Here is a 21,500-nt window from a genome sequence, read left to right on the forward strand (position 1 = left end):
ACGGTGCGAAAAATATTCCCTAATGGACTTGTTTAACTTATTAAAGAACCGTGCCTGACGAGACCAAACCTATGTGGATTACCAGTAAAATCAAACAAATCCTGATGGTCATGAAGCCCGGGATCGTCACCCTGGATTACCCGCGGCAGCCGGCCCCGGCGCCCACGACTTTCCGTGGTCAGCCCGTCTGGGACCATCACAAATGTCTCGGCTGCGGCGGCTGCGCCAATCACTGTCCGGCCCGTTGCATCCTGACCCGCGACGTCTGCCAGGAGTTGCGTGTCATGCTCTATGACGGGTCGCGCTGCACCTACTGCGGCCGCTGCGCGGACGTCTGTCCGGAAGACGCGATCACGATGAGCAACAACTTCCAGACCGCGTGCGATGACAAGAACGACATCACCACCCGGCTGGAGTTATTTATGCTGACCTGTCAGCGCTGCGGCCGCTGCTACGAGATGGAAAAGACCAATGTGATCGATCGAATGGAGTTGCGAGGTTTCCGTTATGACAATCTGGAGCGCCGCGCCCTGATCCGCCGGACGACGGACACCTTCTCGCCGGAGACGCTGGCCGCCACCGAGCAGTATCAAAGGCCCAGCCGCTAAACCGCGCCCAGCGCGGTATGCGATGTTCTCGGATTGGCTCGGCCCCGGCAGACTCGACAATTGATGGAGTTGGCGCGGTTTATCGTTTTGAAGAGCATCAATTTTAAACCGCGTCTCCACCGAGGTTGGTTAAATCCCCAAGGCTGAACACACAATGAAAATTACGCATTTCGCACCGGACGCGGTTTAGGAGCCAACCATGCTAAGAAACCTGTGCAAACGGATGTTCAAGCGGTCGGTCTGGGTTTATCACTGCAACACCGGCGCCTGCAACGGCTGTGATATCGAGATCCTCAACATCCTGACGCCCTATTACGATGTCGAACGGTTCGGGATCAAGCTGGTCGCCTCCCCGCGTCATGCCGACGCCATGCTGATCTCAGGCGCCGTCACCCGGCCGACGCTGCCGCTCGTGAAGCGCGCCTACGAGGCCATTCCGTCGCCTAAGCTGGTCTTTGCCATCGGCTCCTGCGCCAGCGGCGGCGGTGCCTGGTTCGACAGCTACAACGTCACCGGCGGCGTGGACAAGGTACTGCCGGTCAATTACTACATCCCCGGCTGTCCCTCGCGCCCCGAGGCGATCCTGTTCGGGGTCGCACTCGCGCTGGGCCTGGTCGAGAAGGAGGCCGCCCCGATCGAGCTCAAGCAGGTGGAGTTTCCGATCGACATGTATGAGCGCAACGAGGCCTGGAAAAAGCGCAATGACATTTACGAACTGCTGAAGTAGCGGCCAAGCGTGACCCGGAGTCCCCATCCAATGGAAAAAAAGATACTGCTGGTTGACGATGACAAAGACCTCCTGCGCGATCTGGAGGTAGTCCTCACCGCACATGGTTATCAGGTGCAGCAGGCCCATTCCGCGACCGCGGGCCTGCGGGCCGCGCTCGCTTACCGCCCGGACGTCATCATTCTCGATGTGATGATGGAAAAAGACACCGCCGGATTCGAATTCGTGTACCAGTTGCGCAGCGAGCGCGAAGCCTCACGCTATAAAGAGATCCGGGATACGCCGGTCATCTTCCTGACCGCGATCCATCAGGTCACCAACTTTCGCTTCTCGCTCAACGAGCAGGCGAGCTTCCTGCCGCCGACGCATGCGATGCTGACCAAGCCGGTACAGATCGAGGTGCTGCTGGCCAAATTGAATGAATTGTACTGATGCATGGCCGACCCGATTCACCTCCTGCTGCTCGATCACGATCTCAGCATCCGCCGGCGTTACGCGTCGATCCTGGAGGAGGAGGGCTGCGTGTGCGAGTTCGCGCTTAGCGGTCAGGAGGCGCTGTGGCGTCTGGGCCAGCCGGGCATCGATGGTGTCATCGCCGATTCCACGGCCCCCGGAATGGCGGCCCTGGACCTGGCCGGCGCGCCCGGCCAGTCCCCCTGCCTGCTGCTCTTCTCCCTGACGCCGGAAAACGAGAGGCACCGGGAGCCGTGTCGCCCCGCCAGTTGTCTGTGGCTGCGTCAGCCGGTCATCGACAAGCAATTGCGCATCGCCTTGGGCATGATCTTCGACACCGCGGATAAGATCACGGATCGGCCGCATCTCGACGAGGCGGCGATTCTGGCGCATGAGTTCAGAAGCCCGCTGGCCAGCCTGCGGACGACGGCGGAAACGCTGCGCAAGGGCTATTACGGCGAACTGTCGGCGTCCCAGCAAACCGCGGTGGAAAGCATCGAACGTAACAGCGGCTATCTGCAGGACACCATCAACTGCGTCGGCCACATGTACCAGCTTGAAAACAAGCCCATCACCGGTGTGAAAGAGGTCGTCGACCTGCTGTCCGAGGTGGTCGAGCCGATCATCGCCCGGCCCGAATATCGCGACAACCGCAAAGGCATGCGCCTGACCCTGCACGCCCCCGAACCCTTGCGGGTCGTCGGGAATTGGGGGCTCTTGCGCATCGTGCTCAAGAACCTGATCAACAATGCCATCAAGTACGGCCACCGGGACACGGACATTCAGATCAGGGTCGAGCAGTCCGGCCGCCAGGCCATGATGTGTGTCCGCAACGAGGGCATCGGCATTCCCGCCGCCGACCTGGGACGGCTGTTCCAGCGCTTCGGCCGGCTGCGGCTGCCGGGCAGCGAGGGCATCAAGGGCTCCGGTCTCGGCCTCTATCTGTGCCGCCGGATCGTCGAATTGTTTGGCGGATCGATCGTCGTGCAGTCGGAGCCAGGGCAGTACGCCGAGTTTAGGGTGTTCCTGGATCGGGCGCGATAAGAGGGCGCTTCCGTTAACCCAAGTTTAACTCCTCGGATTTTCGGAAATCGCCCGAGCCGGTCGACCTCGCGTCTGCGCGGCCCTGGTCCGGTTAAAGCCTCGACCTCCAGTGTGGGAATGCCGTCCGGTCGCGCTCAGAGGACGGCTTACGTGCGGTTCGCCCCGTCCTTCCACAGGCGAACGATGAAGCGTTCGCCGTCTTCGATCAGGTCGGCTTCGGTGCCGTTGTGCTCGCGCATGCCGCGGATGATTTTGCGTGGGACGCCGAGTCCGGTAGCCTCGATCAGACGATAGTCGCGCAGGATTTCTTTGATGAGTTCATTGCGCGAGGCACGGTACCCGGCGCGCATCTTGTCGATGGTCACGGTGTTCGGCAACCGGCCGGGGGAGATGACTTCCAGGCGGTCGGCATAGAGCGCCAGTTCGATGTCGATGACGGTGATGCTGTAGTCGCGGTGGGCGACGGCATTGACCAGCGCCTCGCGGACGGCGTCCAGCGGATAGTCCCAGCGTTCGCGGCGGGTGCCGCCCGGGTCGATCCAGGCACAGACGTCGGTGTTGCGGCGGACGAAATCGAGCGCTTCGGCGATGAGGCCGGTCTCGACCGCGCCGTCGGCCGCGGAGAAATCGCGCGGCATCCGCAGATGACCAGCGCCGGCCGCGTCCGTGGTCGCGGGGAACAGGGAGACGATGGGTCCGCGCAGGGTGCGTGGTCCGGCTTTGGTGTCGTAGTCCCGGTCGGTGCTGTTGTAGGCGACGGCGGTGATGCCGGATTGCGGCAGGTAGCGCTTGGGCTGGGCGCCGAACAACAGCAGTCCGCCCACGCTCGGTATCACCCGGCCGCGGTCTTCGACCATCAATTCGGTATTGATCAGCAAGCGCAGCCAACCGTCGCGATCCTTCGGCTCGGGGTAGTCCTGTTGCCGTACGTCACGGAAATAGTTGATCAGGCGCCGCTGGTCCAGGGCCTCGAAGTCGGCGCCGGGGATCGGTTTGCGATCGTATTGCAGGCGCCCCGACTGCATGTACAGCCTGGCTTCTTCGTCGTCAGAGTTCTCGCCGTTGCGGATGAGTTCGGTCAGTTCGCTGCGGTTCATGCTGTCGTTCAACGCTGCGTTGGGGGACGCGTCGCGGCACCTAACGGGTTTTTTAGCGGCGGTGTCCCATGAGTGTCCCGCGGGGTGCGTCAGCAACAAAAAAGGGGTTAGGCATCTGCGCCTAACCCCTTGTCTTTTCTTGGTACCGAGGGCCGGAATCGAACCGGCATGGGGTCACCCCCGTCAGATTTTGAGTCTGATGCGTCTACCAGTTTCGCCACCCCGGCAGAACCGCGAATTATACGCGCCGACCGGCGGGTCTGCCAGCGGCTTTTCAAACGACGTCTCGGCGCCGGATGGTTTCTCGGCCTAGGGCTCCAGGTCGGCTTGCCGCGCCTGCTGTTGCTCTTGCTCCGGGGGCCAATCGGCGAGCACGAATCCGGCATAGACCGGGTCGTCGTGCAGCGCCTCGGGGGCGGGCCGGGCGATCAGGTCGCGCAGCCGAAATTGCAGCCCCGGCAGCACGCGCGAGCGGATTACCCCGTCTTGCGGTGCGATCGGGACATAGACCCCGGCAGTCGTGCGGGTGAAAAAGGCCTGGCGCTCGGGTTCGCGGTGCAGGATGTAATACTCGGACACGCCCGCGGCGGCGTATTCGGCCTGCTTGGTCACCGTTTCGTGCGTAATCCCGCTGCGCTCTTGGTCGGACAGGGCCTCGACGCAGAGGTCGTAGACGCCATGATAGGAGGTATCCAGTGGCAACAAGGGTTGGGGGTTGTCGTTGCGCACCACCCCGATCTGCGGTCTGCGGATGACGGTGCCGTCCGGTAGCGGCAGGCGGAAGCCCATCCCCGGGGCGGCCATCCAGCCGATCGGCTGCGTCCGCAGGAAGAGCCGCAGCAGATCCCTGAGCCAGTTGCAGACCAGAAAGGTCTTGTCGTCGGACGCCGGTTCTTCTTCCAGTCGGCCGTTATGCCACTCGTAACGGAGGTCCGGCTTTCGGTAATACTGGATCCAATAGGTGTGTTCCGAGACCATCAGGGCGTCGGCGGATCGCGGTTCGCCCCACAATTCAGGCCGGTCGGCGAGCGACTGCGCGGTTGGCGGGCAGGGCGAGGCCTCGAGGGGCGTGGTGATTGGGCTCATGGCGATGGGGTCCCCCAAGGTGTGGTGGCTTGCTGGAAGATGAGGCGATTTCGGTCAGGTCCGGTACCACTTGTTTCGTCTTTTCGCCCGCCTTCCTCGTCGCGTCGACAGTCACATTGGTCGGGTGCAGTTCATCGTGCCGGCGGCCGGCGACCACCCCGCGGCAATCGACATCGGTAAGGACCGTTCCGTCCACCCGGCCTTGTAGGGTAAACTAGAGACTGATGAGGAGCTAAGTCTACATGGTGGAGCGGGTAAGAATCATGACGAAGAAAATCCGAAAAATCTATCAACTAAAGATCACCCTCAACGGTGCAAAGCCGCCGATTTGGCGACGAATACTGATCGCTGATTCGGTGTCGCTGCCGCGCTGTCATGACGTAATACAAATCGTCATGGGATGGTCGGACTGTCACTTGCATCAGTTTGTATCCGATGGGAAATGCTACGGAGCGCCCCTCCCTGATTTGGATTTGGATTCTATGGAGATGCTGAACGAGCAACGCTATCAGCTCAATCAACTCCTGAAGAGCGAGAAGGAATCGATTCTCTATGAATATGATTTCGGAGATTCCTGGGAGCATAAAATCACCCTTGAGAAAATTCTGCCTTTTGACCCCGAGATATTCTTGCCAACATGCATCAAAGGGAAGGGGGCCTGTCCGCCGGAAGATGTTGGGGGGATTTGGGGTTACTACAATTTTCTCGAAGCCATCGCCGATCCAGCGCATGAGGAACATGAAGAATACAACGAATGGATCGGTGGCGAATTCGATCCTGTCGCTTTTGACATTGATGAAATCAACGCCATGCTGGCTGAGCATTTTCGATAAGACAGATTAAACCGAGTGCCAAGATAGCCCGGTACGCTGGAGCCGGTCTTCCCGCTCGGCGGGTTCGGCGGCCCGGCCCGAACCCATCGGCCAATGCGGGCGGCCGGCGCCGCCCGCAGGGGATCAGTTGTTTTGAATGACGATCCGCGGGAACTTGGCCGCATAGTCCTTGGCCTGGAGCGACAGTTTGGCTGCGGTCTTGCGGGCGATCTCGCGGTAGATCTGGGTGGCGCGGCACTCGGGCTGGGCGACGACGGTCGGCTTGCCGCTGTCGGTTTCCACGCGGATGTGGATGTCGAGTGGCAGGGAGCCCAGCAAGTCGATGCCGTATTGCTCGGACATGTTCTGACCGCCGCCGGAGCCGAAGATATGCTCCTCGTGGCCGCACTTGGAGCAGATGTGGATGCTCATGTTCTCGACGATGCCCAGCACCGGCACCTCGACTTTCTGGAACATCTTGAGCCCCTTGCGGGCGTCCAGCAGGGCGATGTCCTGGGGCGTGGTGACGATGATCGCGCCCGAGACCGGTACTTTTTGCGCCAGGGTCAACTGAGTGTCGCCGGTGCCCGGCGGCAGGTCGATGACGAGATAATCCAGATCGGACCAGTTGGTGTCGTTCAGGAGTTGCTCCAGGGCCTGGGTGACCATGGGGCCGCGCCAGATCATCGGTGTTTCCTCGTCGATCAGGAAGCCGATGGACATGGCCTGGAGGTGGTAGCTGTTCATCGGCTCCAGGCTCTTGCCGTCCTTGGACTCGGGCTTGCCGGTGATGCCGAGCATGCGCGGCTGGGACGGGCCGTAGATGTCGGCATCGAGGATGCCGACTTTGGCGCCCTCGGCGGAGAGGGCGAGCGCCAGGTTGACCGCGGTGGTGGACTTGCCCACACCGCCCTTGCCGGAGGCGACGGCGATGATGTTCTTGACGTTGTCGATCGGCTTGAGCGATTTCTGGACCGAGTGGGCCTTGATCTCCCAACTGACATCCACCGTGGCCGCGGTGACGCCGGGGACGGCCATGATCCGTTCCTCGATCCCGTCGGCCAAAGACCGCTGGATGCCCTTGGCGGGGAAGCCCAGAACGACCTTGACCTTGACCTGACCACCCTCGATCTCGATCGCCTTGACCGTGCCGGCCGCGATCAGATCGCGCTTCAGGTGGGGCTCGACATAGCCCTTGATTGCCGTCTCGATCAGTTCTTTCGTGACTTCAGCCATTGATTCTGCTCCGCTGTACTGCTTCGTGTCGGCGCGGGCCGACACCTTAGGTATTCGTTTGGGGATGGTTCGGGGTGTGGGCGGGTGGGGCACCGGAACGCCGGTCGCCGCTCAGACTTGTTGGCGGAAGTCTGTCCACCGCCGGTGGTTATCAAGGGTAGCACGGTTGGTCGCCCGGCCCCGGCTCGTGAGATACTTGCCGGCAGTTGCAAATTTGGGTGGCCGCGAGGCTGATGGTGGATGCGCTACGCTTATCCACCCTACGAAACCGGCCCTGCCGTAGGGTGGATAAGGCGCGCTGCTCGGTGTCCGGGACCCGGCACGGCGGTCGCGCGCGCCGCATCCACCTGATGTCGGCGCAGGCGGCTACTACTGGTTTCCCCGTGCGTTTATTTGCGACTCAATTTCCTATCTTGATTGATGCATGTCGCTTGCGACTTACCCCTGGACTCCCATGACTGATCCCCGTCACATCCTGATCACCAGCGCGCTGCCCTACGCCAACGGCCCGATCCATATCGGCCACCTGGTGGAGTACATCCAGACCGACATTTGGGCGCGCTTCCAGCGGATGCGCGGTCACCAGTGCTGGTACTGCTGCGCCGACGATGCCCACGGCACCCCCATCATGCTCAAGGCGCGGGAGGAGGGGATCACCCCCGAGGCGCTGATCGAGCGGGTGGCGCGGGAGCATCAGGCGGACTTCGCCGCCTTCCGCATCGCCTTCGACAACTACCACTCCACCCATTCCGACGAGAACCGGCACTACGCCACGCTGATCTACGAGCGCAATCGCGATGCCGGCCATATCGCGCGGCGCACCATCACCCAGGCCTTCGACCCGGTGGAGCAGATGTTCCTGCCCGACCGCTTCATCAAAGGCGAGTGTCCCAAGTGCGGTGCCCCCGATCAGTACGGCGACAACTGCGAGGCCTGTGGGGCCAGCTATTCGCCCAACGAGCTGAAGAACCCGCGCTCGGCCGTCTCAGGCGCGGTGCCGGAGCAGCGCGAGTCCGAGCATTTCTTCTTCAAGCTCGGCGATTTCGAGGCGATGCTCAAGGCCTGGACCAGCAGCGGCAGCGTCCAGAAGGAGGTGGCCAACAAGCTCGGCGAGTGGTTCGAGGCCGGCCTGCAGGAGTGGGACATCTCGCGTGATGCGCCTTATTTCGGCTTCGCCATCCCCGACCATCCGGACAAATTCTTCTATGTCTGGCTGGATGCGCCCATCGGCTACATGGCGAGTTTCCGCAACCTCTGCGACCGCACGCCGGGACTGGAATTCGACGATTACTGGGCCAAGGATTCGACCGCCGAGCTCTATCACTTCATCGGCAAGGACATCATTTATTTCCATGCCCTGTTCTGGCCGGCGATGCTCCATGGGGCCGGGTTCCGCACGCCGAGTGCCGTCTTCGCCCACGGATTCCTCACCGTCGACGGCGCCAAGATGTCCAAATCGCGCGGCACCTTCATCAAGGCGCGCACCTATCTGGACCATCTCAATCCGGAGTATCTGCGCTATTACTTCGCCGCCAAACTGGGCCCCGGAGTCGACGACATCGATCTCAACCTGGAGGACTTCCAGTTCCGGGTGAACGCCGACCTGGTGGGCAAGGTGGTCAACATCGCCAGCCGCTCGGCCGGGTTCATCGCCAAGGGATTCGGCGGACGCCTGTCCGCGGCGCTGCCGGACCCGGCGCTGTTCGCCGCCTTCACCGCCGCCGGGGAGTCGATCGCGAGCGCCTACGAGGCCCGCGAATACAGCCGCGCGGTGCGTGAGATTATGGCCCTGGCCGACCGCGCCAACCAGTACATCGACGAACAGGCGCCCTGGGTGGTGGCCAAGCAGCCCGGTCGGGAGGCCGAGCTGCAGGGCATCTGTACCATGGGGCTCAACCTGTTCCGCCTGCTGATCGGCTGGCTCAAGCCCATCCTGCCCGGCACCGCCGCGGATTCAGAGGCCTTCCTGCAGGTGGCGCCCCTCACCTGGGCGGACCTGCAGGCGCCCCTGCTCGACCATGAGATCGCCCAGTTCAAGCCATTGATGACACGGGTCGATCCGGTGCAGATCGCGGCCCTGCTGGCAGCCTCCAAGGAAGACCTGACACACAAGGCGGTGGCCGCCGCCGACCAGGGCGAGATCCTGGTGCGCACCGATACCAGTCCGCACCTGCTCCGCGACCCCATCGCCGCGACAATCGACTTCGACACCTTTGCCAAGGTGGACCTGCGCGTGGCCCGCATCGTCGCCGCCGACTTGGTGGAGGGCGCGGACAAGCTGCTGGCGCTCACGCTCGATCTGGACGGCGAGACCCGACAGGTCTTCGCCGGCATCCGCGCCGCCTATGACCCGGCCGATCTGGTCGGTCGGCTGACCGTCATGGTCGCCAACCTGGCCCCGCGCAAGATGCGCTTCGGCGTCTCGGAGGGCATGGTGCTGGCGGCCGGCTCCGGCGGGGCGGACATTTTCATTCTGAGTCCGGATGAGGGTGCCGCGCCGGGGATGAAGGTCAAGTAGGGACTGATCTGTGGGTGTGATCAGAACTGATGCGGCCGGGCTTCTCGGTAGGATGGGCAGAGCGAGAGCGATGCCCATCCTCAAGCGTTGCGGTGGCCGGATGGGCATCGCTCTCGCTTTGCCCATCCTACGCGCTAAAAGTCGCGCAGCGACCCTGTGGGAGCGGCGTCCCGCCGCGATTGGGCCGGGCGCGTTGCCGTGGCCTCAGCATTCACCGCGGTGCCGCATCGCGGCTGGCCGGAGACGCGCCATCCCCAGGCCCAGAGGCGGCAGTCGGTCTGGCGGCCGACGGTGCGTACCGCCAACTGTCGGTGCGACTGAAGTCGCACCGACATTTCAGGTTGCCCGAGTTGGTCTCATCGGGTTCCGTGGTCCGACACTGGCTGTCGATGAAGGTCCGCAGGGTCTTGTACCCGGCGATGCCGGCCGGCAGGCGGATCGACACCGTCTGTTTGGCGCTGGCCGCCAGGTTCGCCAGGTTGATCTCAGCGTCCCCTGGGGCATCGCAGCTTTGGGTCTGGGGCTGGTTGGTCCAGACGCGCAGCAGCCCAGGGTTGCCGGCCTGGGTGCCCCGATTCTTGACGGTGATCGCGGCATTGAAGGTTCCGCCGGTGAGCGGGGCGCTCGGGTTCAGGGTGACGTTGGTAACGGTGAAGTCGGCGTCGGAGGGCAGACCTCCGAACCCGATAACCGGCACTGGACTCAGGTGATGCGTGGTGGTGCCGTCGCCGAGCTGGCCGTGGCCGTTGGATCCCCAGGCCCAGAGGCTGCCGTCGGTCTTGATAGCCAGGCTATGCCAGAAGCCAGCAGCCAGCCGCCAGCCGCCAGCCGCTGCATCTCCGGAGTGTCGGCCGCGGCAAGGCTCACCGTCCAGGGCGAGCCGAGCAGGGCATCCAACCCGGCGGCATCGACCCGCAGCGTCAGGCTGTCTGAACCGGCGGCTCGCTCGACCGTGTCATAGGAACCGGCGGGCAGCGCGAACAGCAGGTCCTGCGCCGTCTGCTCCAGGTCATCCTCCACGACGGGCGCCGCCGCTGTCTGCTCCGATGCGTGCAGGTCGACCCGCACGGTCACCCAGCCCGCGGCGGCCACCTGCGCGCGCAGGGCAGCGGCATGGGTCGCCGCCGCGTCGCCGGCCGCCGTCAGCCCGGCCGCGGCCTGGCCCAGGGCCAGGCTCAGGGTCAGTAGCAAACACGATAGAACCAGCACCGCGCGTTGGCCGCGCGGCCCCGGATGGCGTTGAAGTAATTCGAAAATCATGTGGATTTCTTTTTCGTGAGAATGGTTTAACCGGTGCAGGCGGACGGTAGCATGGACCCGCATTCGTGTTCAATCGCCACTGGACAGAAAGGGCCGGACCAACGAACGGGGTGCCGTCGGTCATGCGGCCGTGCCGTCGGGTGCGGTAGATACGAACCGCACCAATCCGATGGTGGGTGGGAACAGGTTTCCGGACCTCACCGAAAACCCGACAACGTCTCGACCTCGAACCCGACCACCCCGCGCTCTTCGCGGCTGAATTCGATGCCGATCAGATGGATCGGTTGGCCAAGCGCGCGGTATTGCGCTGCATAGTCCCGGTCCTTGAGCTGTTGCAGCGCCCGCCCCGCGGGTTCGAGTTCGACCACCTTGAACTCGAACAGCCAAATCCGGTCATTGAACTTCAGCGTCAGATCGACCCGCCCCTGGCGGCTGGCGTCCTCCGCCGTCAAGTCCAGGCCCAGCGCGGCCAGATGGCTGTAGAACACGCTGGCGTAATAGCCCTCGTAACGCGCGATGGGATTGCCGGTATGCCAGTGATAGGGGATCGCGGCGAACAGGCTGTCGAGGTGGGTGTGCAAGCCGGGGAAATCCGCCGCCGCCAGCAGATCGTAGAGCCGACTCGTCAGCTCGCTGGCGCGTCCCGGCTGGCCGATCAGTGCTTTGATCAGGCTATCGTTCAGCGCGCTCTCGACTTCCAGATTGGGATAACCCAGGGTGTATTCGAGTCGGGCACCGATCCGCCGCGCGCCGGTGAAGGTGAGATAACCGGTCTGCCACAGCAGCGCCTCGGTGGCCAGATGATCCACGTCGAAGGCCGACAGCAGCGCTTCGTCCGCGCGCAGGCGCGCGAGGCCTGGGGTAAAAAATCCGCGCTGCAGAAGGAGATCCACCAGAAAAGTCGGCGTGCCGGTCTCGAACCACCAGGTGCGAAACGCGCGCTTCTGGAACAGCAGCAAGAGATCGAAGGGGTTGTAGACCGCCTCCCCGGTCCAGTTGTAGCCGTTGTACCAGCGTCGGATGTCATCCCGGTCCAGGCCCTCCAGTTCAGGCGCGAAGACGGTGTCGACATCCTGCTCGGTATAGCCGCAGAGTGCCGAATAGGCGGCGTCCACGGTGAGATCGTTCAGGTTATTCAGCCCCGAGAAGATGCTCACCTTGCTGAACTTGCTCACCCCGGTGATGAACACAAAGCGGACATGCGCGTCGTTATCCTTGATGACGGAATACAGATCGCGCAGCCCGTCGCGCGCGGCGCGCGCGGTGGCGGGATCGGTGAGATTGTCGAGGATCGGCTTGTCGTATTCGTCGACCAGCACCACCGCCCGCCGGCCGGTCGCGGCATGGGCCAGCCGCAGCAGCTCCGCGAAGCAGGCGCCGCTCCCGGTTTCGGTGCAGCGCACCCCCAGCGCCTCCTGATTGATGCGCAGTTGTTCCCCGATCTTATGGTCCAGCTCCGCGCGGCTGCGCACGAGACCGCCGCCGAAGCTGATCCGGATGACCGGATAGCGGGTGGCCCAGTCCCAGTGCGGATGGATCAGCAGTCCCCGGAACAGCGCTTCGTTACCGGCGAAGAGTTCCCCCAGGGTATCGAGCAGCAGCGACTTGCCGAAGCGGCGTGGGCGTGACAGGAAGTAGTGCGTGCCCTCGTTGGTCAACTGCCGGATGAAGCCGGTCTTATCGACATAGTAATGATCATCCGCGCGGATCTTGGCGAACGTCTGGATGCCGATCGGCAGTCTGCGGCGGTGCATGGCGGGCCTCGGAAGCGGGGACGCGAGTCGTCGGGATTCAGGGTAATGGGTTTGCGGCAGCCTGTCATGACCGCACTGGAGGTCGAGGCTTTAGCCGGACGAGGGCTGCCGAGACGCGAGGTCGACCGGCTAAAGCCTCGACCTCCGGTCTTGTTGTGGTCGGAACGATGATCAAGGGCTTCGTGGGGATCATCAACCGAACTCGATTACGACAACGACAACGATCGAGACACGAAAAGCGTTCAATGATAGGCTTGTTTAACTTATTAGTGCGCTATTCCTAAGCCGACCTACAGGGCGGGTGTCGGTGCGACTTAAGTCGCACCGACATCCAAGGTTGCCCGAGCGACCGTCGGATGGCGATTCAGGGCACAACGGTATAGGGCTTCACCCGTTGGTTGTTGGCGTCGTAAGCCTCTGTGCTGACGCAGGTGTGATCGATGAAGGCGCGCAGTGACTTGGCGGCGGCGGTCCCGGCGGGGAGGCCGTCCAGCGTCAGGGTGCGGGTGGCCCCGGCGGCGAGGGGGCCGACGGCGACCGCGGCGTCGCCCACGGCGCCGCAGGCGGGGACGTCCGGCTGATCGACCCAGAGGGCGAGCGTGCCGGCGTCGCCGGGCGCGGTGCCGCGGTTCTTCACCGTCACGGCCGCGCTGAAGGTCCTGCCGGCGGCGGGGCGGTTGGGCGTCAGGTCGATGGCGGTGACCGCGAAGTCGGCGATCGGCTGGTCGAAGACCCGGTAGCCCTTGCCGGACTGGTTGTTGGCCTCATCGGGTTCTGCGGTCAGGCACTCGCTGTCGATGAAGGTCCGCAGGGTCTTGTACCCGGCGGTGCCGGCCGGCAGGCTGATCCGTACCGTCTGATTGGCGCCCGCGGGCAGGTCCGCCAGGTTGATTTCAGTGTCCCCTGGGGCATTGCAGCTTTGGGTCTGGGGTTGGTTGGTCCAGACGCGCAGCCGTCCTGGGTTTCCCGCCTGGGTGCCCCGATTCTTGACGGTGATCGAGGCATTGAAGGTCCCGCCGGCGAGTGGGGCGCTCGGGTTCAGGCTGACGTTGGTGACGGTGAAGTCGGCGTCGGAGGTCGTGGGCGGCCCCTCGAACCCGACAACCGGCACCGGAGTCGGGCTGTCCGTGGTGCTGCCGTCGCCGAGTTCGCCGTAGATGTTCCATCCCCAGGCCCAGAGGCTGCCGGTGGTCTTGATGGCCAGAGTGTCATAATTGCCCGCGGACACGGCCGCGACTCCGGTCAAGACCTGGACCGGTGTATAGCGCCAGGTGGTGGTGCCGTCGCCGATTTCACCGAAAAAGTTAGACCCCCAGGCCCAGAGGCTGCCGTCGGTCTTGAGGGCCAGGGCGTGAGAACTGCCGGCGGACACGGCCGCGACCCCGGTCATGACCTGGACCGGCGTCAAGCGATTGGCGGTGGTACCGTCGCCGAGCCAGCCTTGGTCCAACCCCCAGGCCCAGAGGCTGCCATCGGTCTTGAGGGCCAGAGAGAATCCATCTCCGGCGGACATGGCCGCGACACCGGTCAGAACCTGGACCGGCGTATAACGGTTAGTGGTGGTGTCGTCGCCGAGCGCACCGGTGCTGTTGTCTCCCCAGGCCCAGAGACTGCCGTCGGTCTTGATGACCAGGGTGTGCCAACCGCCGGCGGACACGGCCGCGACCCCGGTCATGACCTGGATCGGCGTATGACGATCCGTAGTGGTGCCGTCGCCGAGTTGGCCGTAGATGTTCCATCCCCAGGCCCAGAGACTGCCGTCGGTCTTGACGGCCAGGGTGTGCCAACCGCCGGCTGACATGGCAGTGACCCCGGTCAGGATTTGGATCGGCGTGTGACGACTGGCAGTGGTGCCGTCGCCGAGCTGTCCAAGAAAGTTCCAACCCCAGGCGGCGAGGCTGCCGTCGGTCTTGAGGGCCAGGGTGTGAAAAGCGCCGGCCGCCACGGCCGCGACCCCGGTCAGGACCTGGATCGGCGTCACGCGATCAGCGGTGGTGCCGTCGCCGAGCTGGCCGCTGTTGTTGAGTCCCCAGGCCCAGAGGCTGTCGTCGGTCTTGATGACCAGACTGTGATACCAGCCGGCGGCCAGCCGCTGCATCTCCGCAGTGTCGGCCGCGGCAACGGTCGCCGCCCAGGGCGAGCCCAGCAGCGCATCCAGCCCGGCGGGATCCACCCGCAGCGTCAGGCGGGCTGAACCGGCGGTTCGCTGCACCCCATCATAAGACCCGGCCGGCAAGGCGAACAGCAGGTCCTGGACCGTCTGCTCCAGGTCATCCTCCACGACGGGCGCCGCCGCGGCTTGCTCCGATGCGCGCAGGTCGACCCGCACGGTCACCCACCCCGCGGCGGCCACCTGCGCGCGTAGCGCTGCGGCATTGGTCGCCGCCGCGTCGTCGGGCGCCGTGAGCCCGGCCGCGGCCTGGCCCAGGACCAGACTCAGGGTCAGAAGCAAACCGACGAGAACCAGCGGCGCGCGTTGGCCGCGCGGCCCCGAATGGCGTCGAAACAGGTCAGTAAGCATTTGTATTTCCATCTATTAGGGAGGATTGAAGCAGGAGCGCGCGAACCCTAGCATGGTTGCGCGTTCGTGTTCAACCGCCACCGGACGGATGGTGCTTAGGTTCAGGGCGTTGCCGCCCGGCCAGTGTGTCATCACGGCGTCTTGGCCGCAGCGGGCCGCCGCCGCGGTCGCGCGGGTCGATCGACCGGCCGCGGTGCCGGGACGGGCGCCGACGGCGTTGCGTCGGCCGCCGGGGCGCGCTTGACCGTCCGTGCCGGCCGCCGGCCGGCGCCCGGTGGTCCGTCGGAGATCGCGAGTAGGAGGCCGACCGCGGTGAAGGTGGTCAGCAGACTGGCGCCGCCGTGGCTGATGAAGGGCAGGGTGATGCCGGTCAGCGGGATGGCCTTGGTGACGCCGCCGAGATTGAGCAGGGTCTGCACGGCCAGCACCGTGGTCAACCCGGCGGCGAGCAGTCGGCCGAAATCGGTCCGCGCCTGGCCGGCGATCATGATGCCGCGTTGCACCAGAATCAGAAAGAACAGGGCGACCAGCACGCAGCCCAGAAAACCCAGTTCTTCACCGATCACCGCGTAGATGAAGTCCGAACGGGCGATGGGCGTGTATTCGGGGCTGCCGTTGCCGAAGCCCTCGCCCCACAGACCGCCCGCGTACATGCCCGAGAGTCCCTGCAGGATCTGCCAGCCGTCGCCGGTCGGGTCCTGGAAGGGGTCCAGCCAGGCCTCGACCCGGCGCTGACCATGGGCGAAGAACGTCAGCAGCAGGGCACCCGATCCGACGGCGGCCAGCAGACCGTAGCCGAAATAGCCGACACGCCCGGTGGCCCGCACCAGCACGACGAGCAGGGTGACGCTCAGGATCACGATCATTCCCAAGTCCCGCTGCAGCGCCAGGAGTCCCACGAGCAGCACCCAGAAGACGAGCAGCGGCCACAGAGCGCGCAGGGGCGGAAGCAGCGGGAAACGGGGATGCCAACGGGCGAGGGCGCGCGCGTGCCGTTCCAAATAGGCGGCCAGACCCAGGATCACCGTGACCTTGAGGACCTCGGTCGGGGTGGTGAAGCCCAGGGCGTAGACGGCGCCGCGAAAGCGGGTGCCGGTCACGAGCAGTACCACCAGCAGGACCAGCGACACACCGGCCCACAGCCACAGACCCTTGGCCAGCCACCGGTAGCGTCCGTTGGCGCCGGCCGCGGCGGTGATCAGCAGGGCGGCGAACCCGGCGGGAATCAGATAGAGCTCAGGATCGCCCGCACCCAGGGTGCCGGCGAAGGCGCCCATGCGGTACTGCGCGAGCAGACCAAAGCCGGCGAGACAGGCGACCACGGCAGTCAATACCTGATCGCCGCGGAACTGCAGCAGCACCAGGGCAAGGTGCAGTCCGATCAGGCTCAAACCATAGATCAGGAGCGGCAGCACGGCCGACGCGGTCAACTGCCGGCCGGCCGCGTGCTCCGAACCCAGTACCAGCACGAAGCCCAGGGCGATGCATCCCAGGCAGGAGAGCAAGAGTTCGCGCTCGCCCTGGCGCAGGTCCCAGGTCGCGGCGAGCCCGGCGGGCGAAGCGGCAGCGTTCATCGGGCGTTCTCCAGTTCCATCGCCTTCAGGAGCAGGTCGCGGGCGATGGGTGCCGCCGCGCTCGAACCATAGCCGCCGTGTTCCACCAGCACCGCCACCGCCAGGGTGGGCGCCGCGGCCGGCGCGAAGCCGATGAACCAGCTATGGGCCGCGCCGCGGGGGTTCTGGGCGGTGCCGGTCTTGCCGGCGATAGCCAGTTGCGGTCCGTCGATGCCGCGACCGGTCCCCGTGGTGACCACCTTGCGCAGTATCTGGGCCAGCCGCGCCGCGGTCTCTTCCGTCATGTATTGGCCCAAAGGCGCGGGCGGCTCCTGGGCCAGCAGGCGCGGACGCATCGCCAGGCCCCGGTTGGCGACCGCCGCGGCGATGGTCGCCAGATGACCGGGCGTGGCGAGCACCCGGCCCTGACCGATGGAGGCCTGCGCCAGGCCGTACAGATCGTTGCGGGCAAAGCGCGGCAGGCGGCCGGTGCTCAGATTGCCGTAGCGGTCGGTTCCCGGATAGAGCCGCACCTGCCGGTCGAACTGAAAGCGCTCACCGGCGCCGGCGAAACTGTCATGCCCCAGGCGCACCCCGAGCTGGGCGAAAAAGACGTTGGATGACTCCACCAGCGCCGTCGTCAGGTTCAGATTGCCGTGCCCGGCCCAGGTCCGTCCGGCCTTGGCCGCGGTGTAATAGTCATGGTCGCGGATCGGCGGGTAGCGGCTCGAGGTGGTGTAACCGCCCGCCGGGCAATGCAGGGTGCCGTTGAAGCCGGACTCGATGGCAGCGGCGGCCAGCACGACTTTGAACACCGACCCCGGCGGATAGAGCCCCTGGGTTGCGCGGTTCAGCAAGGGCGTCCCGGCCGCCGGTCCGGAGAATAAGCCGGGCGACAAGCGGTTGGGATCGAAGGCCGGATTGTTCGCCAACACCAGCAGCGCGCCGTCCGCGGGGCGCAGCAGCACGACCGCGCCGTGCCGACTGCCCAACTGTTGCAGCGCCAGGAGTTGCAGTTCGGCATCCAGGGTCAGTTCCAGGTCCTGACCGCGCGGGCGTTTGTCCTTGGTCAGCAACTGGCGCCCCAGTTCGCCCCAGGAGGCCAGGATCTCCGGTGTGGCCCCGTTGAGCTGCGCATTGGCCGCGGCCTCGGCGCCGATCGCCCCGAACCGGGGGTCGCTGTAGCCGACCGTGTGGGCGAAGGCCCGGCCAAAAGGATAGACCCGGTAGACCCGGCCGTCGCGTTCCTGGCTTTCGGCCAGCACCTGACCGTGGCGGTCGAGGATGCGTCCGCGCTGGATCCGGTGGGCCGGATTGAACTCGCGGCGGTCATGAGACTGCATGAAGGCGACGAACGCGGGCCGAAAGAGCCCGGTGAGATGCCAGCTCGCCTGATAGAGCAGCACCCCCAGAAAGGCCGCGGCCACGCCCGCCATCGGCAGCGCGCCGAACAGTTGCAGCGTCTGGCCTGGTCGCGACTTGGCACCGGCGAGCCGCGTCCAGATCCGCCACAGGATGATCACGGCAGCGGCGAAGAACGCCAGGTGCAGGATGATCCGTAGCGCCGGCCAGGCGGCGGAATCGACGAGCGCGCCGAACAGTTGCAGAGGGGTCGAGACAGTCACCCTGGAAGGTTCGATCCTAAACGTGGAAGGTGGCAAGGCCGCGCATTATAGCCTTCGTACCTGATGTCCAGACAGACGCTTGGTGTAGGGGGGGTTGAAACCCGCCCCTAGCAGCCTGTCGGACTTTAGGCGATTTCCGAATAAGACGCTATCAAGAATCAAGCTCCGTAGGAGCCCGCTTGCGGGCGACGTGACCTGCCGGAATCGCGTCATTGTGCCCCCNCCCGNCNCCCNCAAGCGGGCTCCTACGGGTTGGATTTTTCGCGGAAATCACCTTAACGTTAGATTGTGGTGCAACAAAAAGCCTTTATGTTGACTCATGCCCTTATCCTAGGGGCTAAGTCCGACAGGCTGCTAGGTCCGGTGATCACGTCCGAATGCGATATCACCCAGGCGTCTGCGGCCCGGTAGCGGCAGGCGGTCCGGAGCGCACAGGGTCCAGCAAATCCAGCAGGGTAGCGGCCTCGACCGGTTTGACCAGGTGGCCGTCGAACCCGGCCGCCCGGGAGTCATTGCGGTCCTGTTCCTGCCCCCGGCCGGTCACGGCGTAGATAGCGATGTGACGGCCCCAGGGGGACGCGCGGATGCGTCGGCAGGCGTCGTGGCCGTCGAGCTTGGGCATTCCCAGGTCGAGCAGGATGACGTCCGGATGGTAGTGCTGCGCCGCCGCGACGGCTTCCACACCATCATAGGCGGTCTCGACCGCATGGCCGGCGAGCCGCAGCAGCATGGCAAGCGAGTCGGCGCTGTCACGATTGTCGTCCACGACGAGGATGCGGCGCGCCTGGTCCCCGTGGTCGTAGCCACGCCCGGTTGGCGCCGTCGGGTCGGCGGTTGCCTCGGCGATGACGGGTAGCCGTACGCTGAACGTGCTCCCCATGTCACGTCCCTCGCTCTGGACTTCGAGCTGACCGCCGTGCAGTTCCACCAGGCTGCGGGCCAGCGCCAAACCGATACCAAGCCCGCCCTGGGACCGATCCGGGAAGGCCCCGACCTGGGAGAACATATCGAACAAACCCGGCAGGTTCTCGGGCGGGATACCGATGCCGGTGTCCGTCACCCTGACGATGACCTGGGCGCCTTCGCGCGCGGCCGTCACCGTGATGGTGCCCGCGGGCGCGGTATACTTGGCCGCGTTGTTGAGCAGGTTGGAGAAGACCTGCGCGAGGCGTACCGGGTCGGCGTCGAGCAGGATCGGGAACGGGGGCAACGACAGCACGAGGCGGTGGCGGGCGGACTCGATGTGTGGTCGTGACGTATCGACGGCTTGCTCCATCACCGCCGCCAGGGCGACGCGCTCCCGGCGCAGTTCCAGTTTGCCGCGGCTGATCCGACTGACGTCCATGAGGTCGTCGATGAGCCGCACCATATGACCGACCTGGCGCGCGATCATGTCGCGCGCGGCCTGGAGATCCGCCGCGGGCGCGTGCGTGAAGCTCAGGATCTCGACTGCATTGCGGATCGGTGCCAGGGGGTTGCGCAGCTCGTGTGCCAGGGTCGCCAGGAACTCGTCCTTGCGCCGATCGGCCTCGCGCAGGGCCAGTTCGGCAAATTTGCGCTCGGTGATGCTCAGGTGCGTGACCACGGCCCCGCCGTCCGGTCCGAGCGGTACCGCGGTGAGCACGAACCAGCGTTGCTGCGATGGGCTGTGACAGGGATACTCCATCACGCACCGCGGCAGCGTGCCGTTCAGCACGCCCTCGATCTCCACCAGTGTCCGCGCGATATCGGGGTCATCCGCCACGCCCGGGCGCCGGTAGACGGCCAGATAATCGGCGCCGACGGCCACCGTCGGGGAGCCCTCGGCACCGTTGGCCGTCGCGAAGTCCATCCAGGCCTGGTTGACGGCGACGATGCGGCCCTGGCGGTCCAGAACGGCGATGTGCGCGGGCAGGGCCTGCAGGGTCTTGCGGTTCAGCTCCTCGGCAAGTTTGCGGTCGTGGATGTCGATCGCGGTGCCGATCCACTGCAGGATTTGTCCGCGGTCGTCGCGCAGCGCGACGGCGCGGCTCAGGTGCCAGCGGTAGTGTCCGTCGGCCGCCCGTCGGAAGGGGATTTCCTCGTTCCAGGTGCCGCTCGCGGCGGCCTGCCGCCAGGCCTGCGTGATCGCCGGACGGTGGTCGGGGTCGATCGCCTGGGTCCAGCCCAGCCCCCCGGACTGCTCCGCGGTCAGTCCGGTATAGTCGACCCAACACTGGTTGACATAGGTGCAAGTGCCGACGGCGTCGCTGATCCACACGAATTGAGGGGACACTTCGGTCAGCACGCGGTAATGGCGCTCGCCCTCCGCGCGCGCTGCTTCCGCCCGCTGCCGCCGGCATTCCGCCGAGTCCAGCGAGTGGGCGCTGCGCCACACGACGACCGTGAGCACGAGCCCGCTGGCTAGGACCACCAAGGCCAGACCGAACGGGCCGCTATACCAGCCCGCGTGTTCGCCGGCGCGCCCCAACCATCCCAGTACCGGCATGATCAGCAGGACCGTCGGCAACAGCCGGCGGATCAGGACACCGCCCGCCGTATCCCCGGCGACCAGCGCCATCCATCCCCGGTCCGGCCGCGCACAAAGGATGCCAACGCCAAGGACGAGGAATCCCGCGGCAGTATGCACGGCAACAAACGCATAAGGTGCGACTTCGTGCAAGCTCCCGACGCCGTACAGATAGCCGAGCAGCGCGACATACGCGACGGCCAGCACCGGGAGGACCAACACCTCGGTGGGCCGGCGGCCGGGGCGCCCGCCGCTGTTCAGGGTCGACAAGGCCAATCCCGCCAAGAGGAAACAGAACGCGGTCGCGGGCGACATGCGCAGCGCAGACGGCTCACTGTCCGTCCCCGGTGCTGCGCTGAACAGGAGGTTGTCGAACCCGAAGTCCCACCCGCCCAACCACTGCGTCAGGTTGAGCAGGCCGAGCAGTGCGACGCCGCCGGCACACGCCAGGCCGGCGCCGTGTCGGCGCCCGCCGGGCGGGGCGGTCCGCAACCACCAAAGCGCCAGGCCCGCGAACAGAAACCCCAAGGCGGTATTGGGCTTCATGGGGGCCCAGTGGGGCAGCACGTTCGTGAGTGCAAGGATCCGCAGTTGCCACCCGAGCAGGACGGACGCGCCCAAAGCGGCCGTGACCGCCGCGGCGACGGCCGATCCCGCCCTCAGCGATGACATCCGCCCCGCATTGGCCGACACGAGGCCGGCAAGGGTGACGTTCATA

General features: G+C 65.3%; 16 protein-coding genes and 1 tRNA gene. 6 read left to right on the plus strand and 11 right to left on the minus strand.

The features are described from left to right. Positions 1–71: 71 nt before the first annotated feature. The 4 genes from A39O_RS33825 to A39O_RS0116560 all read left to right on the plus strand — a co-directional run bounded on the left by A39O_RS33825 (position 72) and on the right by A39O_RS0116560 (position 2,832). Positions 72–608 carry a 4Fe-4S binding protein gene (locus tag A39O_RS33825; RefSeq protein ID WP_020505782.1) on the plus strand — a complete coding sequence of 179 codons (537 nt, stop codon included), beginning with the start codon at positions 72–74 and terminating at the stop codon, positions 606–608. Between the two features lie 199 nt (positions 609–807). After that, positions 808–1,335 carry an NADH-quinone oxidoreductase subunit B family protein gene (locus tag A39O_RS33830; protein WP_040528007.1) on the plus strand — a complete coding sequence of 176 codons (528 nt, stop codon included), beginning with the start codon at positions 808–810 and terminating at the stop codon, positions 1,333–1,335. 30 nt (positions 1,336–1,365) lie between these two features. Further along, on the plus strand, positions 1,366–1,767 hold the full coding sequence (locus A39O_RS0116555; RefSeq protein ID WP_020505784.1) for a response regulator: 402 nt from the start codon (positions 1,366–1,368) through the stop codon (positions 1,765–1,767). 3 nt (positions 1,768–1,770) lie between these two features. After that, positions 1,771–2,832, plus strand: coding sequence for a hybrid sensor histidine kinase/response regulator (locus tag A39O_RS0116560; RefSeq protein WP_020505785.1), 1,062 nt, complete (start codon positions 1,771–1,773; stop codon positions 2,830–2,832). Positions 2,833–2,978: 146 nt separating this feature from the next. Here A39O_RS0116560 and A39O_RS33835 read toward each other — a convergent pair whose 3' ends face one another. The 3 genes from A39O_RS33835 to A39O_RS0116575 form a co-directional block, all read right to left on the minus strand. Further along, entirely contained in the window at positions 2,979–3,929 is a 951-nt protein-coding gene (locus A39O_RS33835; RefSeq protein WP_020505786.1) for an ATP-binding protein, read from the minus strand. Between the two features lie 140 nt (positions 3,930–4,069). Beyond that, positions 4,070–4,156, minus strand: a tRNA-Leu gene (locus tag A39O_RS0116570). A gap of 82 nt (positions 4,157–4,238) precedes the next feature. Continuing rightward, a complete protein-coding gene (locus A39O_RS0116575) occupies positions 4,239–5,015 on the minus strand; it encodes a Uma2 family endonuclease (RefSeq protein WP_026199473.1) in 777 nt (258 codons plus the stop codon). 263 nt (positions 5,016–5,278) lie between these two features. Here A39O_RS0116575 and A39O_RS0116585 point away from each other — a divergent pair, with 263 nt between their 5' ends. Beyond that, on the plus strand, positions 5,279–5,848 hold the full coding sequence (locus A39O_RS0116585) for a plasmid pRiA4b ORF-3 family protein (RefSeq protein ID WP_026199474.1): 570 nt from the start codon (positions 5,279–5,281) through the stop codon (positions 5,846–5,848). A 123-nt stretch (positions 5,849–5,971) separates the two neighbouring features. Here A39O_RS0116585 and apbC read toward each other — a convergent pair whose 3' ends face one another. Continuing rightward, positions 5,972–7,063, minus strand: coding sequence for an iron-sulfur cluster carrier protein ApbC (gene apbC, locus A39O_RS0116590; RefSeq protein WP_020505789.1), 1,092 nt, complete (start codon positions 7,061–7,063; stop codon positions 5,972–5,974). Between the two features lie 454 nt (positions 7,064–7,517). Here apbC and metG point away from each other — a divergent pair, with 454 nt between their 5' ends. Beyond that, positions 7,518–9,581: a methionine--tRNA ligase gene (gene metG, locus A39O_RS0116595; RefSeq protein WP_020505790.1), complete on the plus strand. Its 2,064-nt coding sequence runs from the start codon at positions 7,518–7,520 to the stop codon at positions 9,579–9,581. Positions 9,582–9,792: 211 nt separating this feature from the next. Here the strand turns inward: metG and A39O_RS0116600 are convergent, their stop codons facing one another. The 7 genes from A39O_RS0116600 to A39O_RS36720 form a co-directional block, all read right to left on the minus strand. Further along, positions 9,793–10,395 (minus strand): CARDB domain-containing protein, encoded by a 603-nt coding sequence (locus tag A39O_RS0116600; RefSeq protein WP_407635645.1) that lies wholly within the window; start codon positions 10,393–10,395, stop codon positions 9,793–9,795. Next, positions 10,284–10,841, minus strand: a complete 558-nt coding sequence (locus A39O_RS42700; protein WP_020505792.1) for a hypothetical protein — start codon at positions 10,839–10,841, stop codon at positions 10,284–10,286. Before A39O_RS42700 ends, A39O_RS0116600 begins: the two co-directional genes overlap by 112 nt. A gap of 197 nt (positions 10,842–11,038) precedes the next feature. Continuing rightward, the gene (locus A39O_RS0116610; protein WP_020505793.1) at positions 11,039–12,595 is read right to left on the minus strand and encodes an ATP-binding protein; all 1,557 of its coding nucleotides are present in this window, start codon (positions 12,593–12,595) and stop codon (positions 11,039–11,041) included. Positions 12,596–12,959: 364 nt separating this feature from the next. Next, positions 12,960–15,116 carry an RCC1 domain-containing protein gene (locus tag A39O_RS36715; RefSeq protein ID WP_020505794.1) on the minus strand — a complete coding sequence of 719 codons (2,157 nt, stop codon included), beginning with the start codon at positions 15,114–15,116 and terminating at the stop codon, positions 12,960–12,962. Between the two features lie 131 nt (positions 15,117–15,247). Further along, on the minus strand, positions 15,248–16,690 hold the full coding sequence (locus A39O_RS0116620; RefSeq protein ID WP_020505795.1) for an FtsW/RodA/SpoVE family cell cycle protein: 1,443 nt from the start codon (positions 16,688–16,690) through the stop codon (positions 15,248–15,250). Next, complete coding sequence (locus tag A39O_RS0116625; protein WP_020505796.1) at positions 16,687–18,294, minus strand: peptidoglycan D,D-transpeptidase FtsI family protein; 1,608 nt, start codon at positions 18,292–18,294, stop codon at positions 16,687–16,689. The genes A39O_RS0116620 and A39O_RS0116625 overlap by 4 nt, the downstream gene beginning before the upstream one ends. A 385-nt stretch (positions 18,295–18,679) precedes the next feature. Then, positions 18,680–21,499, minus strand: a complete 2,820-nt coding sequence (locus A39O_RS36720; RefSeq protein ID WP_051088831.1) for an ATP-binding protein — start codon at positions 21,497–21,499, stop codon at positions 18,680–18,682. Between the last annotated feature and the right edge of the window lies 1 nt (position 21,500).

This window comes from Lamprocystis purpurea DSM 4197, from assembly GCF_000379525.1.
Lineage (GTDB): Bacteria > Pseudomonadota > Gammaproteobacteria > Chromatiales > Chromatiaceae > Thiodictyon > Thiodictyon purpureum.